At 56.2% G+C, this 16,726-nt stretch carries 16 protein-coding genes; 9 read left to right on the top strand and 7 right to left on the bottom strand.

Going from position 1 to position 16,726, the window contains the following annotated elements; genetic code table 11:
* Window position 1 precedes the first annotated feature (1 nt).
* From Dvar_RS41375 to Dvar_RS41365, 3 genes are all read right to left on the bottom strand, one after another.
* Window positions 2–418: a hydrogenase iron-sulfur subunit gene (locus Dvar_RS41375; RefSeq protein WP_419659313.1), complete on the bottom strand. Its 417-nt coding sequence runs from the start codon at window positions 416–418 to the stop codon at window positions 2–4.
* Window positions 405–2,384, bottom strand: a complete 1,980-nt coding sequence (locus tag Dvar_RS41370; protein WP_419659312.1) for a 4Fe-4S binding protein — start codon at window positions 2,382–2,384, stop codon at window positions 405–407. The genes Dvar_RS41375 and Dvar_RS41370 overlap by 14 nt, the downstream gene beginning before the upstream one ends.
* An 87-nt stretch (window positions 2,385–2,471) precedes the next feature.
* On the bottom strand, window positions 2,472–4,028 hold the full coding sequence (locus tag Dvar_RS41365; RefSeq protein WP_419659311.1) for an OmpA family protein: 1,557 nt from the start codon (window positions 4,026–4,028) through the stop codon (window positions 2,472–2,474).
* Window positions 4,029–4,471: 443 nt separating this feature from the next.
* Between Dvar_RS41365 and Dvar_RS41360 the strand changes: the two genes are divergently transcribed.
* From Dvar_RS41360 to Dvar_RS41350, 3 genes are read left to right on the top strand one after another with little or no spacing between them, the layout of a single operon-like run.
* Window positions 4,472–5,485 (top strand): magnesium transporter, encoded by a 1,014-nt coding sequence (locus Dvar_RS41360; RefSeq protein WP_419659310.1) that lies wholly within the window; start codon window positions 4,472–4,474, stop codon window positions 5,483–5,485.
* A gap of 17 nt (window positions 5,486–5,502) precedes the next feature.
* Window positions 5,503–7,440 (top strand): DUF294 nucleotidyltransferase-like domain-containing protein, encoded by a 1,938-nt coding sequence (locus tag Dvar_RS41355; RefSeq protein WP_419659309.1) that lies wholly within the window; start codon window positions 5,503–5,505, stop codon window positions 7,438–7,440.
* Window positions 7,441–7,466: 26 nt separating this feature from the next.
* Window positions 7,467–7,652, top strand: coding sequence for a DUF2065 domain-containing protein (locus tag Dvar_RS41350; RefSeq protein WP_419659308.1), 186 nt, complete (start codon window positions 7,467–7,469; stop codon window positions 7,650–7,652).
* A gap of 127 nt (window positions 7,653–7,779) precedes the next feature.
* On the opposite strand, the gene Dvar_RS41345 is transcribed toward Dvar_RS41350, so the two are convergent.
* The gene (locus Dvar_RS41345) at window positions 7,780–8,379 is read right to left on the bottom strand and encodes a transglycosylase SLT domain-containing protein (protein WP_419659307.1); all 600 of its coding nucleotides are present in this window, start codon (window positions 8,377–8,379) and stop codon (window positions 7,780–7,782) included.
* Between the two features lie 248 nt (window positions 8,380–8,627).
* On the opposite strand from Dvar_RS41345, the gene Dvar_RS41340 reads away from it, so the two are divergent.
* From Dvar_RS41340 to cmoB, 3 genes are read left to right on the top strand one after another with little or no spacing between them, the layout of a single operon-like run.
* Window positions 8,628–9,947 (top strand): uracil-xanthine permease family protein, encoded by a 1,320-nt coding sequence (locus tag Dvar_RS41340; RefSeq protein ID WP_419659306.1) that lies wholly within the window; start codon window positions 8,628–8,630, stop codon window positions 9,945–9,947.
* Between the two features lie 35 nt (window positions 9,948–9,982).
* On the top strand, window positions 9,983–10,708 hold the full coding sequence (gene cmoA / locus Dvar_RS41335; RefSeq protein ID WP_419659305.1) for a carboxy-S-adenosyl-L-methionine synthase CmoA: 726 nt from the start codon (window positions 9,983–9,985) through the stop codon (window positions 10,706–10,708).
* Window positions 10,690–11,682 carry a tRNA 5-methoxyuridine(34)/uridine 5-oxyacetic acid(34) synthase CmoB gene (gene cmoB / locus Dvar_RS41330; RefSeq protein ID WP_419659304.1) on the top strand — a complete coding sequence of 331 codons (993 nt, stop codon included), beginning with the start codon at window positions 10,690–10,692 and terminating at the stop codon, window positions 11,680–11,682. The genes cmoA and cmoB overlap by 19 nt, the downstream gene beginning before the upstream one ends.
* Before the next feature lie 78 nt (window positions 11,683–11,760).
* Here the strand turns inward: cmoB and Dvar_RS41325 are convergent, their stop codons facing one another.
* Entirely contained in the window at window positions 11,761–12,522 is a 762-nt protein-coding gene (locus tag Dvar_RS41325) for a hypothetical protein (RefSeq protein ID WP_419659303.1), read from the bottom strand.
* Window positions 12,523–12,640: 118 nt separating this feature from the next.
* Here Dvar_RS41325 and Dvar_RS41320 point away from each other — a divergent pair, with 118 nt between their 5' ends.
* From Dvar_RS41320 to Dvar_RS41310, 3 genes are read left to right on the top strand one after another with little or no spacing between them, the layout of a single operon-like run.
* A complete protein-coding gene (locus Dvar_RS41320) occupies window positions 12,641–13,306 on the top strand; it encodes a YbjQ family protein (protein WP_419659302.1) in 666 nt (221 codons plus the stop codon).
* An 11-nt stretch (window positions 13,307–13,317) separates the two neighbouring features.
* Complete coding sequence (locus Dvar_RS41315; protein ID WP_419659301.1) at window positions 13,318–13,767, top strand: YbjQ family protein; 450 nt, start codon at window positions 13,318–13,320, stop codon at window positions 13,765–13,767.
* The gene (locus Dvar_RS41310; protein ID WP_419659300.1) at window positions 13,768–14,610 is read left to right on the top strand and encodes a M48 family metallopeptidase; all 843 of its coding nucleotides are present in this window, start codon (window positions 13,768–13,770) and stop codon (window positions 14,608–14,610) included. It begins immediately after the preceding gene.
* Between the two features lie 121 nt (window positions 14,611–14,731).
* On the opposite strand, the gene Dvar_RS41305 is transcribed toward Dvar_RS41310, so the two are convergent.
* Together Dvar_RS41305 and Dvar_RS41300 are read right to left on the bottom strand one after the other, a co-directional pair.
* Window positions 14,732–16,324, bottom strand: a complete 1,593-nt coding sequence (locus tag Dvar_RS41305) for a PilT/PilU family type 4a pilus ATPase (RefSeq protein WP_419659299.1) — start codon at window positions 16,322–16,324, stop codon at window positions 14,732–14,734.
* Entirely contained in the window at window positions 16,321–16,590 is a 270-nt protein-coding gene (locus Dvar_RS41300) for a hypothetical protein (protein WP_419659298.1), read from the bottom strand. The genes Dvar_RS41305 and Dvar_RS41300 overlap by 4 nt, the downstream gene beginning before the upstream one ends.
* Window positions 16,591–16,726: the final 136 nt, after the last annotated feature.

The raw sequence follows: 16,726 nt of genomic DNA, 5'->3' as shown, positions 1-16,726 counted from the left end.
GTTACATACCTCCCTTGGCATCGACAGGTCCCAGCGCTTTGACTTGGGATACCATTTCTTGCGCCAGGCGGGCATAGCGGTCGCCCTCACCGGCGGATACCCAGTCCAGGCGCAACCGCTGGGGATGGATAGGGGTGGCCGCCATCACCTGCTGGAGCAATCGCATGCGTTTGAGGGCCTGGTGGTTACCGGTCCGATAGTGGCAGTCCCCGGGCTTGCAGCCCAGCACCATCACCCCATCCGCGCCGGCGGCAAAGGCCTTCAATACCATGGCCGGATCCACCTGGCCGCTGCACATGACCCGTACTTCACGGATCTGGGGAGGAACATCCCGCCTGGACCGGCCGGCAGCATCGGCACTGTCGTAAGCGCACCAATGGCACAGCAGGGCAATGATTTTCAGGTCAAGGGATTTCATGATATCCATCAGTGGGCTTGAGCAGCCCTGTTATTTCCGCATCCACTGCGTCCCGGCTGAAATGGTTGATGATAATTGCACCGCTGGGGCAGGCGGCGGCACAGATACCGCAACCGCGGCAAAGTGTTTTTTCGATATAGACGCTAGATTCGTTTTCATCGCCGGTGATGGCGCCAAACGGGCAAAGCCCCTGGCACGTTCGGCAGCCGGAGCACAGATCCGTGTCGACCCGGGCCACAATGGGATCCAGGGACATTTTACCACCGGGCACCAGCGATTGCAGAATCAGCCCGGCCGCGGCCTGTCCCTGAGCCACGGACATGGGGATATCTTTGGGCCCCTGGCAGCAGCCGGCCAGGTAGATGCCTTCCCGACAGGACTGTGTGGGATCTGTGATGGGGTGGCTTTCCTTGAAAAAACCGTCCCCGTCCAGGTCGATATTGAGGCATGCGGCCAGCTGCAGGGTTCCGGTAGGGGGTTCCAGGGCCGTTGCCAGAATCACCAGATCAGCCTGGATTTGCTGAACGACACCATCCGGACCGGTGACATGTACGATACGCGTGCGGTTTTCCCGTTCGATTCGAACCGATCCAGGGTGCTTCATGCGGTGCAAAACAATTCCCGGTTCGGTGCGCAAGCCATCGAAAATGCGTTGGCCCGATTTTCCCGGCAGACACAGGTCCGCGAAGATGTGGTCTACCACGCATTCCGGAAGCTGGCGTTTGACCTGGCGGGCATGCTTGATGGCGGTCTGACAGCACACGCCGGAACAATAGGCATTGAAGGCGTCGGTGCGCGATCCTACACAGTACACAAAGGCTACACGTTGCGGTCTCCGGCCATCGTTGGTGACAATCCGGCCTTGCGTGGGGCCGTTGGGATTGACCAGCCGCTCGAATGCGGCGGACGTGATTACATTATCCTGTTCAGCGTGGCCATAGCGACCATCGCGATTCGGATCAAAGGGGTCAAAGCCCGTAGCCACGACCACGGCGCCGACGGATACGTCCCTGCATGTTTCGGTCTGATCGTAATCAATGGCCTCAAATGGACAGGCATCCTGGCAACGGGTACAGGGCTCACCCCTGGTGCGCAGACAGTGCTGCCGATCGACCATTGCCACATGGGGCAGGGCGCCGGGATAGGGGATATGAATGGCCGGGTGGTGGTCCAGAAAAGCGTTGACCGGATTGGGGATGGTCACCGGGCAGACATCCATGCAGGCCGCACAGCCCAGGCATCGATCCGTGTCCACCCATCGGGGGGCCTTTTGTATGGTTGCCGTGAAGTTGCCTTTGCGGCCACGCAGCGCAACAACCCGGGCAAGGGTGATGACGTTGATCCGATCGTTGTGAAGAACCGTATCCAGGTCCGCCTCAATCAGGCAGGCGGCACAGTTCATGTCCGGGCAAAGGTCCTCGTAAAGCGCCACCTTGCCGCCAATCCATGCCGATCGCTCCACCAGATAGACCCGGCGGTCCGGTTGGGCCAGGGTCAGGGCGGCACTGATGCCGGTCACCCCTGCTCCGATGACCAGCACATCGGCCTGGACGTCGATCTGCTGGGCATACAGCGGTTGATGATGGCGTACCCGCTGGACGGCGGCCTGGATGAGGGACCCAGCCTTGTCCGTGGCCTGTCGCCGGTCATGGATCACCCAGGCGCAATGCTCCCGGATATTTGCAATCTGCAACATGAACGGATTCAGGCCGGCGGCAGAAAGGATCTTGCCAAAGGTTTTTTCGTGTTCCCGGGGGGCGCATGCAGCCACCACGACGTGGCTGATGGCATGGGCGCGGATTGTCTCGACCAGCGCTGCTTTGGCCTCCGGCGCGCACAGCAGGGAGACGGTCTCGACATGGACGACGTGTTTCAACCGCCGGGCGGCATGGACAAGGGTTAAGATATCGAGCGCTTTTTCAAGCATCGGCCCGCATTGGCAGATGAAAACGCCGATCCGCGCCACTATCCCATATCCTTGGCCATGGTGGTCTGTCTGGAACCGGTGAAAGCGGTGAGCCGCAGTGATTTCATACAACCTCCCTAATCGGTGTCAGATGGGGTTATCCTGGGGGATGATCAGGATATCGATGCGACGGTTCATGGCCCGGCCCGCTGATGTGGCATTGGAGGCCAGGGGGCGCTCCGATCCATAGCCGACGGCTGAAATGCTTTCCGGCGGCAGGGTTTGGTTGGCGATCAGATAATCGCGCATGGCCTCGGCCCGCTGTTGAGACAGCAGCATGTTGACGTCGTCGGATCCGGTGGTGTCCGTATGGCCTTCGATGATGACCCGCGGATCATCAAAGGTGCGGATGGCTTTCTGGACCTTGCTGAGCAGGCTGTAATTTTCCGGCAGGATCGTACTTTTGCCGATGGGAAAACGCATGGCCTTGAGCCGCAGCACCAGTTGATTTTCTTTCTTGTAGACCTCGGCTTCATCCGTCTCAAAATAATCCCGCACCGCGGCATAGAGCTGGTTGAACTTTCTTTCCGCGGCCAGGCGTTTTTCCACGGCCCTGCGCTCTCTGGCCATATGCTCCTTGGCCATCTGGTCTTCACGGGTTTTGCCTTCCAGCATGGCCAGCCGGACATTGAGGGCATCGATTTGCGCCTGATTATCAGATTTAAGCGTTTCCATTTCCGCCTGCAGATCGTCATTTTTCTGGGCAATAAAGTTGCGGTCCGCTTTCAAGGCGTCCACAGAGCCGACAATGTTGTCCAGTTGGGTCTGGTAATCGTGATTACGCATATCCTGGGCATCCACGGTGGTGGCGATGGTATGCAGGTAGTCTTCCAAGAGCAGGACAACATCCTCGGGCGGCATGTCTTTGACCCGGTTGCCCAGCGTTGTCACCACGACCAGACGTTCGGCATGAAACAAGGCGTCCTTGGCCATGGACTGCATCTTTTCCTTGGCGTAAGGGTTGGCTGAAATGAACGCATCCGTGGCTGCCAACTGGTCCATGGCTTTCTTGTAGGTACGCGGCGCGATTTTGCGGGCACCAGCGTCTTCGGCCCGGGCAATGAGGGTGCGTACCGTTCCGATGGTTTCTTCCTTGATTGCGCGGATTTCGAGTGCCCGGTACTGGTCGGTCACCTGGTCACGATTTTTTTGGGCATAGCTGAGATTGCCCTTCTCGATGCTACGGGTAAGATCCAGAAATTTGTCCTCTACCCGTCGATATGCTTTTCCGAATTTGGTCGCGCCGGCATTGCGCGCCATGTCCCGGGCCTTGAGGGTATCGGCAAGGGTTGTGCTGGAAATCGTAGCAATTTCTTTTGCTCTTTTAAGGTACTCCTGGGATGCCTGCACAGATGCGTTAATTCCGGCAATTTCGTTGCCTTTTGCCAGGTCTTCCTGAGCGCTTAAAAATGCAGCTTCCGCCCGTTTGAATCCATTGGGTGCGAGAATGTTGAGTTTGGCCAGGCGGGCTTCGGTGATGGCGCTGCTCAGTTGATTGACCAATTCTCCAGGGTTTGCCTGAATGGCCGCTGGCTGGCCGCTGGCTGCCTTGGATCCTGCCATTTTCGATTGAACGCATCCAGTCATGATCACACCGACAACCACCAAGGCAATCCACAGGCTGTGGACTTTATGATTCTTCATCGTTCACCCTCCATTTTCAACCGGCAATTTTCTATTATTGAATTATTCAGACTATCGAAAAAAGTGAGTTTTCGTCAATTGGTATTCATTATCGCTCTAATTTCAGAAAGAAAGGCAACCTGGAAATCTACATGCGATTGCCCCGGTTACCCTGTTTTTGAAGGGAAATCGATCTTGCTATTTCCCATATTGTGGATTAATGTCCGATCGGTTAATTTGCCGGGAACGAAAACAGTAACAAAGGAAAGATCGAATGGACGACCCTGGCCCTGGTAGTTGTAGCAACACGATTGAATACCATCCATCCACCGGTACCCGAACAACGGGTATCCGGCCCACAGCAAGTCATCTTCTCCAATTGACGCGGGGGCTTTCCCGTTAGTCAATAGGCGCCTGACGTTCTGCCGGCCGGATACCGGCTGCGGAAGAAAAGGAGGCGCCCCATGACCCTCGCTCTTGATATCATTACCCCCTTGGTTCATCCCGTCACTGGTGTCTTGTCCCGTGCGCAAGTTGAGGCACTGAGAAATCTACATCCCTCGGACATTGCCGAAACCCTGGAAGAAAGCGGCCTGACCCCGTCACAGATTGTCGACCTGCTGGTTCAGGTGGGCAACCACAAGGCCAGCGATGCCTTTGCCCAATTGTCAATCGACTCCCAGCAGGTCTGCCTGGAAGCTTCCAATGCGCATACCATGCTGCGATTCATTGAAGGCATGGAACCTGACGACCGGGTGGATTTGCTCAAAGCGGTGGACACGGATGTCCGCGAGGCCATCATGCCGTTGATCGCCCAGGCCGAACGAAATGAGATTCGCCGGTTATGGCAATACGCCGAAGGGACCGCCGGTGCGGTAATGACCACCGAAGATTTCCAGCGCATTTCAGCTGTGGTACCGTTTGATGAAGGCTATTTAAAGCGGTCCATGCCGCGCCTTTTCTGGAGCCGGTTTATATGGCTGGCCGTGCTGCTGTTTACCTCGCTGCTGTCTACGACGATCATGGAGATGAACAGTGCGGTTTTGCATCAGATGGTGGCCCTGGCTTTTTTTATTCCGCTGGTCACCGGAACCTGCGGCAATGCCGGGACCCAGTCGGCCACCATGGTGGTCCGCGCCATGGCCTTAGGAGAGATTCGTCCGGGTGATTTCTTGCAGGTCTTTCGCCGGGAACTGTTCATGGGCCTGGCCCTGGGGGTCACGTTGGGGGTGATGGCCTACTTCCGGGTATTTTTTCAGGATCACAATGTCTGGCTTGGGGGCACTGTCGCGGTGGCGTTAGTGGCCACCTTGCTGACCGCCAACCTGACCGGTGCCCTGTTGCCCCTGCTGCTGAAAAGGCTGCACCTGGATCCGGCCTTGACAGCCGGACCGTTCATTGCCACGGTGATTGATGCTGTGGGGATAACGATTTATTTTCAGATCGCCGTCGCGTTTTTGACTATGATGCATCAATGAAAAACCAGGAAAACCCAATGAATAACGAGGTGCTGCTTTCCATTTTAGAGCGAACCAACCCGTTTGCCCTGCTGGACCGAAAGGATCTGTGTGATGTGGTTCAGCGGCTTGCGGTTCGTAACTTCGATGACGGGGCGTATGTTTTTCGTCAGGGGGATGCCGGCGGTGACTGCCTGTTCATCATTGCCGATGGGCGGGTAGAAATCGTGGTCGAGGACGAGGACCGCGTCGAAAAACGGGTTGGGGGGCGCCAACAATTCGAGTTTTTTGGCGAAACCGCTGTGTTGTCCGGCGAGCCCTATCCGGGATCAGCCCGGTCCAAAGGGCGCTTGACCTGCATTTGTATCAAACGGCAGGATCTCGAAACCCTGATCTACAGCCACCCGGAGTTTGCTGTTTTTTTCAATCGGCTGCTGGCCGATCGAATGCGGATTCTCTATGCCCATAGCTTTAATGATTGCGCGGTGTCCATTGCCCACGGCGCGGCGGCCATGTTGTTCCGCAAAAAGGTCCGCCAGGTGATGTCCGCACCGGTATTGACCTGCCATGCCGATGATCCGGTTACCTCGGCCGCCCGCACCATGATCAAGCGCAAGGTGGGGTGTTTGGTGGTGGTGGATGATGCCGGCCGGTATCAGGGGATCCTCACCGAACGTCAACTGGTGGATGCGTTGGTGGTCCAGCAGCAATGCCCGGTACCAGGATGTCGTGTGGCCCAGCTCATGGACTCACGGCTATTCGCCATTGCCCCGCAGGCCTACCTGGGTGAAGCCCTGGCCAGTGTGATTCGCAATCGTGTGCGACAGCTGGTGGTGGTGGATCGCAACCGGCCGGTGGGCGTGGTTTCCTTTGCGGACCTGGTACGCTCCCAGTCGGTGGACAACCTGATGGTGATCCATGATATCGCCCATCAGACCGATATCGACACCTTGGCCGGCCTGAGCGGCCGTGTCGATCAGATCCTCGAAGCCCTGGTGGCCGAGCGGGCCGGAGTCCGGGAAACCATGGAAATTATGTCCCGGCTGAACAACCGCATTACCCGCAAGGTGATCGAACTCGGTGAGGCGCAGCTGCAGGCGGATGGCTGGGGAGCGCCGCCGGTGGATTACTGCTGGATCAACATGGGCAGTGCCGCGCGACTGGAGCAGACCTTGCGCACCGACCAGGATAATGCCATCATCTATGCTGATCCGGAAAAGGGGCAAGCGGATCGGGTACAGGCGTATTTCAGACAATTGGGTACAACCATCGTTGACGGATTGGTCCGTTGTGGATTCAAACGGTGTCGCGGCGGCGTCATGGCCTCCACCCCCGAGTGGTGCCGTTCCATATCCAAATGGAGCGAATTGATCCGGGGCTGGATGACCTCCCTGGAACCCAACGATACCCGCATGTTGACGATTCTGATGGATTACCGCTGCATCTGGGGCAATACCGATCTGGCTGATCGGCTTTGGACCGAAATTGTAAAGGCCTTCAGCGCTTCATCCAGTGCCGGCGCCATGTTTTTGCGGGACGACCAGATGCAAAAGGCGCCGGTCGGATTTCTGGGCCAGATCGTGACCGAGCGAAAAGGGCCGGCCAAAGGGCGATTCAACATTAAAAAATCGGCTTTGCTCCACATGATCAATGGGATCCGCCTGCTGGCCATGGGGCAGCACATCACTACCGCATCGACCCTGGGGCGTCTGGACCAACTGGCCGAAAAAGGTGTGATCAATGCCGAGGATGCCGCGCTTTATCGCGCCGGATTCGAGACCCTGACCATGTTTCAGATTCGCGAAAACCTGAAGACGGTGCAGGCCGGCCAAAGCCCGGACCATACCGTGGATCCGAAAACCCTGACGCGGCATGAAACCTTGCTGCTCAAAGACGCCTTGAGTGCGGTGACACAATTGCAGAAACGGATCAGCAAGACATTTTTCAGCCCTTGGGTAGACTATTTTGCCCAGTAATCAAATCAGTATGCAAACGGAACAATATGGATTATTTTCTTTGTGTGATCGGTATGGTGATGATTATCGAAGGGGTCCCTTATTTTGCGGCGCCGGATCGAATGAAAAAATGGATGGCCGCGCTCATGCAAACGCCGGCGGGAAACTTGCGCCGCTTCGGATTGATCATGATGGTTGCGGGGCTATTGCTGGTTTACCTTGGACGTCGTTGAGATTTTTTCGTGAATCGTTGTCGAAAACCAACCGTTCCGATTGCGATTTGAGATTACGACAACGACAACGAACACGAAGGGATGACGTATGCGATGGAGGCGCTGGGAACGATCATGCGCCAGCGGGTCATCCATTTCTATACAAGTAGAAGAATTTCATCACCCGTTTAACATATTCTTCGGTCTCCTGAATGGGGGGGATGCCGCGATGGACATCAACCGTTCGCGGACCGGCATTGTAGGCGGCAAGCGCCAGCGGCACCTGCCCCTTGAAGCGTTTGATCAACGATTTGAGGTAACGGGCGCCCCCCATGATGTTCTGCCAGGGGTCAAACGGATCATGAACCTGAAAGGCTTCGAGATTGGCGGGCATGATCTGCATCAGTCCCAATGCGCCTTTTTTGGAGACCGCCTTGGGATCGAAGGCGGATTCGGCCCGGATCACCGCTTTAAGCAAGGGGAAATCAACACCGTGCAGCGTGGCGGCTTCATCGATGTAGCGATCGAAACGATTGGTATCAATCCCGCCGCCCCGGCGCTTGGGACGCTCCTTGAGATATACCTGGTAGTCGCTTGAGGTCGGTGCATTGGTAAAATGCATGACCCCCTGGCTGTCGATGTAGATGTAAATATCCGCCGCCGCCGGCGGTACCAGCAGGACAACGAATACCACCAGCCACCCGATACTGTGCAGTTCGATCAGCGATAATTGGGCTTTTTTGTTCATGTCTTTCGTCACGTCGTCATGTAATCTGTCCGTATTTTGCACAAACGATGATATCGGCACAACCATTGGACTTGTAAAGTGTTTTCTTTCTTTTGGCAAGGAAAAGCTGGAGAACTTTGGGTTGGGCGTTGAGCGAGAAACAAGGTGTTTTGCACGATGCTTGACACAGTTATGGTTTTACGCCTATAGACCGGTCAACGTTGATCATGCCCAGCCCCCGGCGTTTCCTATTTTCCACAGGAGGTGTTATGTCCACGCTAAATGTTTCCACCGATTACGCGTTTCGTCCCAAGGACAGCCTGGTGGGTGCCCAAATGTTGTTTGTCGCCTTTGGCGCGCTGGTCCTGGTCCCCTTGCTTACCGGTTTGAATCCCAATGTCGCCCTGTTTACCGCCGGGGCGGGGACTTTGATCTTTCAGTTTATCACCAAACGCAAGGTGCCGATCTTTCTGGCGTCGTCTTTCGCCTTTATCGCACCGATCATTCACGGCGTGGGCACCTGGGGAATCCCCGGGACCATGTGCGGTCTGGTTGCCGCCGGATTCCTGTATGTGGGCTTAAGCCTTTGTATCAAAGCGTTTGGCGCTGGTTTTCTGCACCGTATTCTGCCGCCTGTGGTGGTCGGACCGGTCATCATGGTGATTGGGCTGGTGCTGGCACCGGTGGCCGTTCACATGGCCATGGGACGCACCGGGGACGGATCCGCATGGCTGGTCCCCCAAACCACGGCCATGATCATTGCCGGGGTATCCTTGGTGGTGACGGTTCTGACCTCTTTGTTGGCCAAAGGGTGGCTGCGGCTGATTCCGATTCTGATCGGTATCGGTGCCGGGTACCTGACGGCCCTGATCTTAGACGTCGCGGGGGTATCGGCCGCCATCCAGGCGGAGTTTGACCCCGGGAACCTGAAAAATTTTAGCGGGCCGGCCCTGGTCAGTTTCAAGGCCTTGGTGGACGCACCCTGGTTCGCGGTGCCCGATTTCGTGATGCCCCAGTGGAATCTGCAGGCCATCTTCTTTATCGTGCCGGTGGCCATTGCCCCGGCCATCGAACACTTCGGCGATATTCTGGCCATCGGTACGGTCACGGGCAAGGACTTCGTCAAGGATCCCGGTATCCACCGCACCATGATGGGCGACGGCATCGCCACCGCTTTTGCGTCCATGCTGGGCGGGCCGCCCAACACTACCTACAGTGAAGTGACCGGTGCGGTCACCTTAACCCGCATGTACAACCCCGGCATCATGACCTGGGCCGCCATTTTTGCCGTTGCCCTGGCGTTTATCGGCAAGATGGGGGCCCTTTTGCAGACCATTCCCGTGCCGGTCATGGGGGGCATCATGCTTTTACTTTTCGGGGCTATCACCGTTGTGGGACTCAACACCCTGGTCAAGGCCGGCCAGGATCTGACCCATCCCCGCAATATGACGATTGTTGCCCTGATCCTGGTTTGCGGGATTGGCGGCATGGTGCTGCCCTTCGGCTCGTTCACGTTGGGCGGCATCGGCCTGTCCGGCGTGATGGGGGTAGTGCTCAATTTGGTTTTACCAGGTAAAAACGGGAACTGACCCAAAGGCCGACAATTCCCATTGCAGGTTGATTGATGACCATTGATCGCATTTACCAAACCCGCCGGAAAAACGTGCCCCCCTTTGCGTTCAACAAGGCTGTGGCCCATGTGTTCGACGATATGATTCGCCGTTCGGTGCCCATGTACGGGGAGGTTGTCCGCCGACAGGCCCAGATGGCCCGGCAGCGCTACCAGCCGGGTACACGAATCTATGACCTGGGCTGCTCCAATGGCAACCTGGCCATGGCCTTGTGCGCGTGCATGCCCGTCGGCGGCTTTGAAATGGTGGCCGTGGACAGTTCCCGGCCCATGCTGGCGGAATTTGAAAAACAGCTCACCGCAATCGGACGGTCCGGCGACGTCAGCCTGATCTGTGATGATATTCGCGGCGTTGAAATGACACGGGCCTCGGTGGTCGTGGTCAATTACACGCTGCAGTTTATTCCACCGCCGGACCGGGATGCGCTGCTGCAGCGGATTCATGATGCCCTGATTCCCGGCGGAATGCTGATGTTCTCGGAGAAGATCGTTCATCCGGATCCGTGTCTGTCGACCCTTCAGGTGGATTTTTACTATCGTTTCAAAAGAGAGAACGGCTACAGCGAACTGGAGATCAGCCAGAAGCGCGAGGCGCTGGAAAACGTCCTGGTGCCGGAAACCGTGGATGCGCATCAGGACCGGCTGCGCCGATGCGGGTTCAACGACTTTGACCTGTGGATGAAGTGGTTCAACTTTTGCTCATGGATTTGCCTCAAATAGACAATTTTGGTGGGCTGGCCAGTGATCCCGTTCTTGGCCCCTTTGTGCCGGAACTGGTGCAGCGGGTCGAAAGGCGCCACCAGTCCATTTTTCAGCGCAATAAAAAGGGCGCCGAACTGGCCCGGGCGCTGGCCCGCCTGCCCGACCGGACGCCATCTTGCATTGATGCGGATCTCGATCGCATTCGCATCGGAGCCGCAACGGACATAGGTGCCAGTGAGACCGACGATTTGCTGGCCGGTCTAAAGGGGCTCAAGCCATGGCGCAAAGGCCCTTTTGAGATTTTCGGGATTGATCTGGACAGCGAGTGGAACAGTGCCATCAAATGGAACCGGTTGGCCGATCACTTGGGGTCGCAAACCGGCAAGCGGGTGCTGGACATCGGCAGCAGCTGCGGCTACTATATGTTTCGACTGGCCGCCCGTAAGCCGGCGCTGGTGATCGGCATCGAACCTTACCTGAACTATTATTTCCAATATCTTGCCCTTTCCCGTTACCTGGCGCTGCCCGGGCTTTACTGTCTGCCGCTCAAGCTGGAAGAAATGCCGGTCATGCGCGGCTGTTTCGATACGGTGCTGTGCATGGGTATCCTGTACCACCGGCGATCACCGTTGGACACGCTTTTTTCGATGCGTGCCATGATGGCCGACGGCGGGCTGCTGGTCCTGGAAACACTGATTGTTGAAGGGGATACGCAGATGGCGTTGTTTCCTGAAAAGCGGTATGCCAAGATGAACAACATCTTCTTTATCCCGAGCGTTAAATGCCTGGAAAACTGGCTGAGAAGATGCGGTTTTGATCATATTCGCTGCGTGGATGTTTCCAAAACCACATCGGTGGAGCAGCGTCAGACCGACTGGATCGATACCCAGAGCCTGGTGGATTTTCTGGATCCCGATGATCCCGGGAAGACCGTGGAAGGCTACCCGGCCCCGGTGCGGGCCATGGTTCTGGCTACCGCGCTGCCCCGTTAAGGCTACTGTTGACCCATACCGAGCAAGGTGTCTGCCAATGCAAGGGGGCGGCAAAGCGACGCGGCAGGCATCGTGGCCTCAGAATGCTTTTAGTCGCTTTTCCCAGTAAATCATGGGGGTATACCCGTAAATGGCGTTCAGATGATGCAGCAGGGCATGATAGGCTTCCTTCTGCCAGATTTTGGTGACTTCGACGTTGATGGTGCTGTAGTGGTCAATCATCTGGTCCAGGTCGAGGGGGCCTGCAGTGCCGGTCTGCATTGACAGTTGATCGATCATCTCCAGCCACATCCGGCTGACCCCCATGATATAATGGGGCCAGGCAACCTGCATGACCGGTGACCAGTTGGCATCGGACGTATCCTCGATGTTGGGCCGGGGGTTGGCATCGACTTGATCAACAAGAACCTCACGCACCAATTGATGGTCCAGCATGCGCGACAGCAACGGGACTTCCATCACTTGTCGGTTGATCAAATTTGCTTGCGTTGCCTTGGAATAAAAAAGAAAACTGAACTGATGCCCCGTCTCGTCATCGGCGGACCGGCGATGAAAGCGCCACAGGTGAATCTGTTGCGCATGGGCTGTCAGGATCGGTGCAATGATCCGGTGCGCAATTAAAAGATCCCTTTCCCAGTGGGGTTCTTCATCGGCATGATCCATTCTGAAACGAATCCGCCACCACCCCTGATCCTCGGATAAAGATACATGGCGAGCAGGGGTCCCGGTTGACGGTGCCGGGCGGGAAGCGGTCGTGCATCCGGCAAGCAGACCGATCAGGAGAAAAACAACAATCATATTGGAAATTTGTAGTTGGATCGTTTTCTGCTTATGTTTCATTGGCATCCACCCGATAATGCTTAAAAATCGATGATTTCATTAAGTATATTGTGCAATATTAAGCCAAAATTGCCATCGGCTGTCAATTACCGTTTGACATACAAGGAGCCCCCCCCTCATGAGTGATCGATACAATGTCATTTTTGAAGGCAGACTGTTGCCTGGCAAAGATGAAGACAGGGTCAAGGAGCGAATCAAATCTGCGCTTAAAATCGATGATCAGGGGATCGGCCGCTTGTTCAGCGGCGTTCCCGTTGCCGTGCGCAAAAGTACGGACCTGGCCACGGCCGAAAAATACAGGCAGGTGTTTCACAGTGCCGGTGCACACTGTGAGATACGAAAAGAAGGTGAGGTGGATACCCGCGCCTCAGAATCCGGCGCAGCCCCTGATCCGGCGCCGGCCAGCCCCCCTCAATCGCCCCAGACCCACGTCAAGGTTCACACCACCCCAACATCAGATGGAGGAACAATGATCATCACCAACATTGAAACGGTTCCCGGCAAGACCATCGCCGAGCATTTCGGACTGGTTTCCGGCAGTACCATCCGGGCCAAGCACATCGGCAGAGATTTAATGGCCGGTCTGAAAAACCTGGTCGGCGGTGAGCTCAAAGGCTATACGCAGCTGCTTCAGGAATCCCGGCAGCAGGCTGTGGACAGAATGGTCGAACAGGCGCGTCTGATGGGTGCCAATGCCATTGTCAATGTCCGCTTTTCCACCTCCTCCGTGGCCCAGGGCGCGGCCGAGCTTTATGCCTACGGCACTGCCGTACGCGTGGAATAGGAGCGCTAACGATGATTGATCTGATCATTTTTTTGTCACTTTTGGCTCTGGGATACGGTGCTGGAACGTGGGCGGAAAAACGGCATTATCGGTCGATTGCCAAACGTGAAATGGACATGCTCAATCTGCCGGTGGTAACCTTGAAAAGCGTCGCTGTGCCTGAGCACAAAATCCGGTCGGCCCGCATGGTTTATGGCAGCGCCGTGATTTCCGTTGATTATTTCAAGCGCATTCTGGCCAGCCTGCGCAATATTTTCGGTGGCCAGGTGAAATCCTATGAAAGCCTGATCGACCGGGCCCGGCGGGAAGCGCTTTTGCGAATGAAGGTCATGGCCGGGGATGCCACGGTGATTGTCAATGTCCGCATCGAAACTAGTGCGGTGGGCAAACAGTCCAAACGCAAGAACATCGGCTGCCTGGAAGCCGTGGCCTATGGCACGGCGCTGACCGTGGAGGATTAGGTGAAGTTTACCCCCCGGCATCCGGATGCCAATGGCAATGTCAATGTTTCACCGACCCATCCATTAAAAGAGTTCGCCATTCTGGCGGGAGGCCTATTGGCCATTGTGGTTGGGGTTTACCTGGCCCTGGGGCTGGCTGTGGATCTGGTTGTGCCCCATATTTCCATGAACCTGGAGAAAAAGCTGGCCGGTGCTTTTGTAGAACGATTTGCCCAAACCGATGAAACGGCCGAAACCACCCGGTCGATTCAGGCCCTGGTCGACCGCCTGCAGGCCCGGTGCGCCTCCCTGCCTTACACCATCACCGTCCACGTCCAGCCGTCCCCAGCCGTCAATGCGGCAGCCTTGCCCGGCGGACACATTCTGGTGTTCAGCGGCTTGTTGGCGGAAATGCGCTCGGAAAACGAACTGGCCTTTGTGCTGGCCCACGAACTGGGGCATTTTGCCCACCGGGATCATTTGCGGGGCCTGGGACGGGCGGTGGTGTTAATGGCCGCATCCACCATGCTTTTTGGGGCCGACAACAGTGTCAGCGACATGATCGGTCAGGGAATGGTGCTGACCGAGCTGAGCTTTTCGCGCAAACAGGAAACCCAGGCCGACGAATTCGCCCTGGAAGCCCTGTATTGCCTTTACGGTCATGTGGCCGGCGCCACCGCTTTTTTTGAAAAAATTCCCGAAGCCGCTGATCCGGGCCGTTTCGGCCACTATTTTGCCTCTCACCCGGAAAACCGCCGGCGTATCCGCCACCTGGAAGATCTGACCCGGGCCCGCGACTATCCCCTGGGCGATGTGACCGCTATGCCTGCCGATCTGGTGATTCCGGTGGCCACCACCAAATGAACGGCCGGCGCGACCCCAGTCGGTTTGACACGCAATGGTGTGTAGAATAAAAGCTAACAGCTAAATGCTAAAGGCTAATAGCTGCTCATCGTGCGATTCCACACTATTCCACGATGATCCCCTACTTTTGACTCGGCGATTGAATCAAGCTGCGGTAAAACAGGTCGTCCTCACAGTAATTGAGGCCGTCTTCCACCCGGATCAATCCTTTTTTTGCCAGATTGGCCAGCGCGATGTCGATGCTGGAAAAATCGTCGCTGCCGGTTTGCATCTGAGATCGAATCTGATGGGTTTTGCCGTCGCGGATGAAGCTTTTCATGCGCTGGCTGTTGACGAAGTATTCCAGGGCCAGAACCCGCCCTTTGCCATCCTTTTGCGAGATCAACCGCTGGGACAGGGAGAGTAAAAGGGATTCGGCCAGGGTCATGCGGATCAGGCTTTGCTCATGGGGGTCAAACATGTTGACGACGCGTTCGATGATGGAGGTGGAATTGTCCGAGTGCACCGTGGAAAGCACCAGGTGCCCTGAATTGGCTGCCTGAAGGGCAATCCGAAACGTCTCCTTGTCCCGCATTTCCCCGACGACGATCACGTCCGGCGTGTGTCGCAGGACGTGACGCATGCCTTGGGCGAAGGATGCCACGTCCCTTCCTATTTCACGCTGGCTGATGTTGCTTTTTTTGTGTTGGTGCAGATACTCGATCGGATCTTCCAATGTGACGATGTTGCACCCCCGCCGATTGTTGATGATGTCCACCAATGCCGACATGGTGGTCGTTTTACCGTGGCCCGCCGGACTGGATACCAGAATCAGGCCCTGGGGACGCAGGGCAAAGTTGGCGATCCATTCCGGCAAGTTGAGTTGGGGCAATGGTGGTACATCGTCCATAATGGGCCGCAAGGCAATGGCCACGGTGTCGCGCTGGCGATACAGGGCCACCCGGAATCGCCCGATATCCGGGTAGGTGGCCGAAAAATCATAGTCGTGCCGGGTTTTGAACGCTTCCCAGCCCTCATCGCTGACCATTTCGCGGGCATAAGCCAGGCAGTCTTCGGGGCTCAGTTCTGGAATGGCCAGTCGTTTTAATGTGTTGGCAATTTTTATGGACGGCGGCGACCCGGCGGTAAATACCATGTCGTTGGCGCCGGTTTTTTTCAAATAACGCAACAGCGGCATCAACTGAGGGGATTTTTCACCCTTCTCCATCTCGACCAGTTCGGCCAGGACTTCACCGCGCAGTCCGGCATTGGGATTGGCTGTGACATGGCGGATTGCGCTTTGCACCATAAACGCGGGCATGACCACCGGTTTGATTTTTTTGCCCAATGAAAATTCAAGCTCGCTGATGGTCGAGTAGTCCTGGGGATTGACCATGGCCAACACCAGGGTCTGACCGTCAAGGGCCAAGGGGAGGGCCTGCATGGCCGCCATTTGTTGAGGCGACATTAACTGGAGCACCTCTTGCTTGACATTGCGCTGGTAAAGGTTGACGCCCGGGACCGCGAATTTGCGACTGAGCAGGTCCAGCAGGTCATCCAGAGCCACAAACCCCATTTCAATCAGAATGGATCCCAGCTGTCCGCCAACCTGGGCCTGACGCTTGAGCACCTGTTGAAGCTGATCGGCGTTGATCAGGCCGTTGTCCATCAATTGTTCGCCGATTCGTCGTCGTTTTGTATTGCGGGAATCTTGCGGGGGCTGGGACGCTGTCATGGGGCTGCTTCTCCTTTTTGGGGGTTGGCATTAAAGGCGAGGACCGCTGATTGTTGATAAGAAGCAGTATAGAAGCGTAATTGACTGATGTCAAAGTATAAACTTTTCGTTTTGGCCCGGCCTAAAACCATTAAAAGCGTTGTTGCTAAGGTATATGCCTGCGGTTCGAAACACGGCGCCGCCTTGATCTTGAACCGGAATCCTGTTTTTGAGACGGTTCTAATAATTGACAGACCGCCACCAATTTGCCCGTCGTCCGGACCCAAGCATGAAGTCCCATTTGCGGATGAACATTTACTCGAAAAGCAACGCCCGGGAGGCCTTTATCTTTAATGATTCCTCCATCATTCCCGAATTAGTCTTGACAAAAAAACCGTTCCCGAATAGTTACATCTACTTGGT

This window comes from Desulfosarcina variabilis str. Montpellier, from assembly GCF_048565275.1.
In the GTDB taxonomy this organism is placed as follows: domain Bacteria; phylum Desulfobacterota; class Desulfobacteria; order Desulfobacterales; family Desulfosarcinaceae; genus Desulfosarcina; species Desulfosarcina variabilis.
Note: the sequence above shows the minus strand (reverse complement) of the source record. Positions and strands in the feature narration are given on the sequence as shown.

Excerpts from the sequence above, each read along its gene's own strand:
- Dvar_RS41350 (WP_419659308.1), top strand. The coding sequence starts at position 7,467 with ATGGATTATTTTCTTTGTGTGATCGGTATGGTGATGATTATCGAAGGG.
- Dvar_RS41360 (WP_419659310.1), top strand. The coding sequence starts at position 4,472 with ATGACCCTCGCTCTTGATATCATTACCCCCTTGGTTCATCCCGTCACT.
- Dvar_RS41315 (WP_419659301.1), top strand. The coding sequence starts at position 13,318 with ATGATTGATCTGATCATTTTTTTGTCACTTTTGGCTCTGGGATACGGT.
- Dvar_RS41355 (WP_419659309.1), top strand. The coding sequence starts at position 5,503 with ATGAATAACGAGGTGCTGCTTTCCATTTTAGAGCGAACCAACCCGTTT.
- Dvar_RS41365 (WP_419659311.1), bottom strand. The coding sequence starts at position 4,028 with ATGAAGAATCATAAAGTCCACAGCCTGTGGATTGCCTTGGTGGTTGTC.
- Dvar_RS41320 (WP_419659302.1), top strand. The coding sequence starts at position 12,641 with ATGAGTGATCGATACAATGTCATTTTTGAAGGCAGACTGTTGCCTGGC.
- Dvar_RS41325 (WP_419659303.1), bottom strand. The coding sequence starts at position 12,522 with ATGAAACATAAGCAGAAAACGATCCAACTACAAATTTCCAATATGATT.
- Dvar_RS41340 (WP_419659306.1), top strand. The coding sequence starts at position 8,628 with ATGTCCACGCTAAATGTTTCCACCGATTACGCGTTTCGTCCCAAGGAC.
- cmoB (WP_419659304.1), top strand. The coding sequence starts at position 10,690 with ATGGATTTGCCTCAAATAGACAATTTTGGTGGGCTGGCCAGTGATCCC.
- Dvar_RS41305 (WP_419659299.1), bottom strand. The coding sequence starts at position 16,324 with ATGACAGCGTCCCAGCCCCCGCAAGATTCCCGCAATACAAAACGACGA.
- Dvar_RS41375 (WP_419659313.1), bottom strand. The coding sequence starts at position 418 with ATGAAATCCCTTGACCTGAAAATCATTGCCCTGCTGTGCCATTGGTGC.
- Dvar_RS41345 (WP_419659307.1), bottom strand. The coding sequence starts at position 8,379 with ATGAACAAAAAAGCCCAATTATCGCTGATCGAACTGCACAGTATCGGG.
- cmoA (WP_419659305.1), top strand. The coding sequence starts at position 9,983 with ATGACCATTGATCGCATTTACCAAACCCGCCGGAAAAACGTGCCCCCC.